6 protein-coding genes and 1 pseudogene are annotated in these 6,005 nt (G+C 71.9%); all 7 read right to left on the bottom strand.

The genetic code is table 11. From position 1 onward, the window contains the following. Positions 1–73, bottom strand: a pseudogene (locus tag IE312_RS44705) (pilus assembly protein TadG-related protein); the annotation flags it as partial. Further along, positions 73–303 (bottom strand): hypothetical protein, encoded by a 231-nt coding sequence (locus IE312_RS31840; protein WP_189985727.1) that lies wholly within the window; start codon positions 301–303, stop codon positions 73–75. The gene IE312_RS31840 and the pseudogene IE312_RS44705, both read right to left, overlap by 1 nt. Before the next feature lie 125 nt (positions 304–428). After that, positions 429–1,220, bottom strand: coding sequence for a response regulator (locus IE312_RS31835; RefSeq protein ID WP_189985726.1), 792 nt, complete (start codon positions 1,218–1,220; stop codon positions 429–431). Positions 1,221–1,252: 32 nt separating this feature from the next. Then, the gene (locus tag IE312_RS31830; RefSeq protein ID WP_229900693.1) at positions 1,253–2,434 is read right to left on the bottom strand and encodes a sensor histidine kinase; all 1,182 of its coding nucleotides are present in this window, start codon (positions 2,432–2,434) and stop codon (positions 1,253–1,255) included. A 306-nt stretch (positions 2,435–2,740) separates the two neighbouring features. Continuing rightward, entirely contained in the window at positions 2,741–3,628 is an 888-nt protein-coding gene (locus tag IE312_RS31825; protein WP_189985725.1) for a DUF5936 domain-containing protein, read from the bottom strand. 13 nt (positions 3,629–3,641) lie between these two features. Then, positions 3,642–4,586, bottom strand: a complete 945-nt coding sequence (locus IE312_RS31820) for a type II secretion system F family protein (RefSeq protein ID WP_189985724.1) — start codon at positions 4,584–4,586, stop codon at positions 3,642–3,644. A gap of 11 nt (positions 4,587–4,597) precedes the next feature. Then, positions 4,598–5,935 carry a TadA family conjugal transfer-associated ATPase gene (locus IE312_RS31815; protein WP_189985723.1) on the bottom strand — a complete coding sequence of 446 codons (1,338 nt, stop codon included), beginning with the start codon at positions 5,933–5,935 and terminating at the stop codon, positions 4,598–4,600. Positions 5,936–6,005: the final 70 nt, after the last annotated feature.

Raw genomic sequence — 6,005 nt, 5'->3', positions numbered from 1 at the left:
AGAGCAGGCCCGCCACCACCGTGATGTAGATGGGGAAGGCCTGCCCTGAGTCGCCGGCTGCGCGCCGAAAGATCAGGTGATCTCCGTAATCTTGGCTTTGATCTTGTCGAGGATCGTCTTTCCGATGTCCGTTCCAGTGATCGCCAGAACGATCGCGACCACCACCGCGATGATGCCCAGGTACTCGACCGCAGTCTGTCCGCGGTCGCCGCCGCGACGCCGCATCGCCTCGACCGTCGTGTTCCTCCAGCCGTTCAGGCGAACCTTGGTCGCCACAGCCGTCTTCAGCAAAAGATCGCTCACGGTGCTCCCCTCCGGACACGCTTCGTCTCGGCGAAACGTAGAACCCCACAGCGGACAGCACAGAGGGCCCAAGGGCCCAACCCCAGGCCCATTTCGGTGGTGTGCCGGTTCGCGGGTCGGGCATGTCAGGCCACCCCCAGCCACTTCGCCGTCGCCTGGGACCTCGTGCTGGTGTGGAGTTTGGCGAAGATGCGGTTGATGTGGTTCTTGACCGTCTTCTCGCTGATGAAGCAGGCGGCGGCGATCTGCTGGTTGGTCATGCCGGACGCGATGAGGTCCATGATCTCCGCCTCCCTCGTACTCAGCCGGAACCGGGACCGGAACGACTGTCCCATAGATGGTTGCATATGCGAAAGGGGATGAGGTACAGAATCGCCCGAAACAGAGCCGAGTTGGGCGCGAGGGTGTGCAGGTGCAGCCTCTCGAAGGTCAGTCAGCAATGCCCTCGCCGCCCCCGGCGTCACATGCGGCCGCCCCTCCCGGACGTCCCGTACCGCCCGCACCAGCTGTTCCGTCGTGAACTCGCCGTGCACCAGATATCCCCCCGCCCCCAGCCGCAGCGCCTCCCGCACGGTCTCCGTCTCGTGGCTGTAGGTGAGCATCATGACCGGGGCCAGCCCCACCAGGTGGGGCAACGCGGAGATTCCGTCGACCCCGGGCATGCGGACGTCGAGGAGGATGACGTCGGGCCGGTGCCGAACCGCCGCCTCGTACGCCTCGCGACCGTCCCGTGCCTCCGCCACCACCGTGGTGTCGGAGCGGCCGGAGAGCAGGGCCGTGAGGCCGGCGCGGACCACGGGGTTGTCGTCGGCGACCAGCAGCCGTAACGGCGGGGGAACCGGCGCCGGCGGCGGGAACCCGGGCCGGGGGGCGGTGCCGGGCGGCTCCGGTGGGCGCGGTGGCCGTGGTGGGTGCATGGTCCTCCTCTCGGTCTCTCGGTCTCTCGGTCTCAGTGGTCGGGGGTGGCGGGGAGCGGGATGTCGAGGCGTACCTCCGTGCCCCGTTCGTGGCTGCCCTTGCCGATACGGATCCGGGCGCCGGCCTGCGCGGCTCGTTCCACCATGCCGAGCAGGCCGAAGTGCCCCGCGTCGCGGAGTTCTTCCAGGCATGTGCCGGGCGGCAGGCCGGTGCCGTCGTCGTGGATCGTCAGGCGCAGCAGGCGGCCGTCGACCGTGGCCCGTACGTCCACCCGGGTCGCGGACGCGTGCCGGTGGGCGTTCTCCAGCGCCTCCGTGGCGATGGCGAGGACGGGACGGGCCAGAGCGGGCGGCAGGGGCGGGAGGGCGGCGGTGGGTACGGCGGTGTGCACCTGCAGGCCCGTGCGTCGCGTGAAGTCGGCCGTCCGGTGGGACAGTTCCTGCCAGAACGAGGTGTCGTCCGGCTGGTGCCGCCGGAGGTCCGTCAGCAGTTCCCTGGATTCCGCCGCCGCCCTGCGGGCCGAGCGGGAGACCAGTTCCGCCTGTTCCCGGACGCGGGCGGGGTCGGGGTTCTCGGCCGCGGCGGTGGTGGCCAGGGCGTCCGCCGCGAGGGCCACCCCGTGCAGTGTCTTGGCCACGGAGTCGTGCATGTCGCGGGCCAGCCGGGCCCGTTCCGCGCTCACCGCCTCCGTCGCCGCGAGCCGGGCCTGGACCGACGTCAGGGCCTGGGTGGCGGCGCCGAAGCGGAGCATCAGGTTGCGCAGGGTCGAGCCCATCGCGCCGGCGATGACGCACAGGCCGGGCAGCAGCAGGGCCTCGGCGACCGGTGCGTGCGGCCCGGCCTTCAGGGTGGCGTGGACGAGGAGCAGGATCAGGGACTGCAGGGAGGCGAAGCAGGCGGCGCCGCGCCAGCTGTAGACCAGGCCGGCCAGCAGCGGGGTGCACACGCTGACGTAGGCGAGGGTGGTGTCGGGGCCCGCCGCGATCAGCAGGAGGGAGCCGAAGAGGGTGTCGGCGGCGAGCAGGCTGGGGTGGCGCAGCAGGAGGGGGCCGAAGCGTTCCCAGTCGCGGAAGAGGACGTAGGACACCATGAACGTGACGACGACGGCCGCGCCGACCAGGCGGGCGCCCAGGCCGGGGGCCGCGTTGAGCAGGGCGGCGGGCGCCGACAGGACGATCATCGCCATGCGGAAGCCGAAGACCTGGCGGCACATCGCCTGCAGGGCCCGGATTTGGAGTTTCTCGGAGGGCTCGGCGGGAGGAGCGGTCACGTCCAAAGCGCCCGGCACGTCCAGTGCGTCCGGCGCGCCGGGCACGTCCGGCGCACCCGATGCGCCCGGCGAGCTCCCCGGCCCGGCATCGGCACCGGCACCGTCCGCCGCGCCGCCGGCCCTCTCACCCCGGTGCTCGCGCCACACCTCGCCGAGCCGCTTCCCGGGACGCACGCGGGCCCGGGCCAGCCTCCGTCCGCCCTCCCCCGTGAGCCCCCTCACCGTCACCGTGACCGTCACCGCCCGTCCTCACTCCCCCGTCAGCGAGCCGAAGTCCACCCCGGAGCCCAGCAGCAGTCCCGCGCCCAGCAGGAGCATCGTCGCCGGGACCATGAAGGTGGTGATCATCAGCGTGGCCTTGGGCACCGCGCGCGCGGCCTTGCGGCGGGCGTTCTGGGCATCGGTGCGGCGCATGTCCTTGGCCAGGGAGACCAGGGTGTCGACGATGGGCGCGCCCAGTTCCTCGCCCTGCTGCAGGGCCGTCACGAACATCGCCACCTGTTCGGAGTCGTTCCTGCGTCTCAGCTCCGCGAAGGCCTGGCGGCGGCTCACGCCGAGGTCCATCTGGCGGAGGGTGATGCGCAGTTCGTCGGCCCACGGGCCCTCGTAGCGGGAGGCGACCCGGTCCAGGGCCTGGCGGAAGCCGAGGCCCGCGCTGACCACCACGGCCAGGACGTCGAGGAAGTCGGGGAGGGTGCGTTCGATGACGTCCTTGCGGACGCGGATCGCCGACCAGATGCCGACCTCGGTCCAGAACGCACCGAACAGGAGCAGCAGCAGGGCCACGAACCACTGGCCGCGCAGCAGGAAGACCAGGAAGCCGACGGCGCCGAGGGCGCCGTACACCGCGCGGCGGGCCGCGTAGCGGTCGATGGTCAGGCCGCCGGGGTTGCCTGCCTGGTCGATCTTGCGGCGGTACCTGGCCACCAGGCGCGGGCCCATCAGGCGCAGCACGGCCGGGGCGTACCGCATGCCGATGCGGTCGACGACCGAGTCGACGGCGCCGGTGCGGGTGGCGCCGACCTCCAGGGCGACGGCGAGGTCGCCGGGCAGCCGGACGTCCGCGCGGTACATGCGGATGCCATGGAAGGCCCCCCAGACCCCGAGGCCCATCAGCAGGGCGAGCAGCAATGCCATCGGGTCACCTCCCTCACACGTCGATCCGGCTCATGCGGCGGATGAGGACGAAGCCGACGGTGTACATGGCGAACGCGATGATCACGCAGGCCTGCCCGACCGGGGAGCCGGTCATGCGGTCGAGGGCGCCGTCCTTGACGCCGTTCATCAGGAACAACGCGCCCACCCCGAGGACGGGCACGGCGTACGAGGTCATGGTCACCTGGGAGAGCTGGGTGCGGATCTCCCGCCGGGTCTCCTTGCGTTCCTCCAGGGTCTCGGTCAGGTTCCGCAGGGCGGAGACGACCTGGCCGCCGGCGCGGTTGGACAGCACCAGGGTGGTGACGAGGACGACCAGTTCGCGGGAGGGGAGGCGGTCGGCGAGTTCGCCGAGCGCGTCGTCCAGGGAGTGGCCGACGGCCAGCTGGTCGGCGACCTTGGCGAGTTCTTCGCCGGCCGGCGCCTCCAGTTCCTCCGCCGCCATGCCGATCGCGGTGCGCAGGGCGAGGCCGGCCTGGGTGGCGTTGGCCAGGATGCGGGCGAGTTCGGGGAGTTGGCCGATGAAGCGCTCGATGCGTTTCTGACGCTGCCAGTTGAGGAACTGCACCGCCGCCCCGATGCCGAGGAGTCCGGCGAGGGGGCCGAAGAAGGGAGCCAGGGTGGCCTGGCCGATCAGCCAGAGTGCGGCGACCGTGCCCAGCACGGCGGCGAAGAACTCCCCGGGCGTGACGTCCAGGCCGGTCGCCGCCAGGCGCCGCTCCAGCCATCGGCCGAGGCGGGTGCGGCGCAGTCGCCGGTCCAGGTCGCGGAAGCGGCGCCGGCGGCCGGTCGAGGGCGGCCGGCCGGTGAGCGCGAGGCGGTCCTCGAGGGCGGCGCGCCGGGCCCGCCCGGAGGCGTAGGCGTGCACGCCGGCCACCGCCAGGGCGCACGTCAGCAGCGTCACCGCGGTGGTGAGCCGGACGAGGGTGTGCAGTTCCATGGTCGGGGGTCCTACCTGGCTTCTCGGGTGGCTAGCTGGTCGGCGGTGCGGGCGACGCCGAAGGCCTGCGGAACGGGCTGGCTCGCCATGTAGAGCCGGTCGGCGGTACGGCGGGGCAGCGGGAAGTAGCGGAAGGCGCCGTACACACGGCCGTCGGGGGTCATGGGCTGTGCCTCGAACCGGGCCGCGGTCGCCAGCCGGTACGGCTCCCCGCCGTGGCTGTCGAGCACGGCGATCTCGGTGATGCGGCGGGCGCCGTCGGCGAACCGGGTGAGCTGGACGATGACGTCGACGGCGCTGTTGATCTGGTCGTGCAGGGCGACGAAGGGAACCTCCACGTCGGACATGGAGGCGAGGGTCTGCAGGCGGGTCAGGGCGTCCTCGGCGCTGTTGGCGTGCACGGTCGCCAGCGAGCCGTCGTGGCCGGTGGACATCGCCTGGAGCATGTCGAGGGACTCCCCGCCGCGGACCTCGCCGACCACGATCCGGTCGGGCCGCATCCGCAGGGAGTTGCGCACCAGGTCGCGGATGGTGACCTGGCCCTTGCCCTCCACGTTCGGCGGGCGGGACTCCAGGCGGACCACGTGGGTCTGCTGGAGCTGGAGTTCGGCGGAGTCCTCGATGGTGATGATGCGCTCGTGCGGGGGGATGAGCCCGGACAGCGCGTTGAGCAGGGTCGTCTTGCCGGTGCCGGTCGCACCGGAGACGATGATGTTGAACTTGGCCTGCACCAGGCCGGCCAGCAGGTACACCATCTGCTCGTCCAGCGAGCCGAAGCCGATCAGTTCCTGGAGGGTGAAGGAGCGCGGGAAGCGGCGGATGGTGAGGACCGGCCCGGTCAGGGACAGCGGCGGGATGATGACGTTGACGCGTTCCCCGGAGGGCAGGCGGGCGTCCACCATGGGGTTCGACTCGTCCACGCGGCGGTTGACGGTCGACACGATCCGCTCGATGGTCTGCATCAGCTGGTCGGCGGAGACGAACCGCAGCGGCAGCTGCTCGACGCGCCCGCCGCGCTCGACGAAGATCGCGTCGGGGCCGTTGACCATGATCTCGGTGATGGACGCGTCCTCCAGCAGCGGCTCCAGGATGCCGAGGCCCAGCGCCTCGTCCACGACCCGGCGGATCAGCTGGGCCCGCTCGACGGTCGACAGGACGGGGCCCTCGCGGCTGATGATGTGCCCGAGCACCCGCTCCAGCCGGACCCGGCGCTCGGCGGCGGCCAGCGAACTCATCTCCGCGAGGTCGATCTCCTCCAGCAGCTTGGCCCGGTAGGAGGCGACCAGGTGCTCGTCCTCGCCCCGGTTGCCGTGCTCCTCCGGGGTGCTGATGCGTGCCCGCAGGCTCATGGTCGGGGGCTCCTCGCCGGGTGGTCGAGCGGCATGGTGGCGGACTTGGTGGCGGTGCCGAGGTCCCAGA

The sequence above is a fragment of the Streptomyces capoamus genome, from assembly GCF_014654935.1.
Classification (GTDB): domain Bacteria; phylum Actinomycetota; class Actinomycetes; order Streptomycetales; family Streptomycetaceae; genus Streptomyces; species Streptomyces capoamus.
This window is presented reverse-complemented; position numbering and strand designations above follow the sequence as displayed.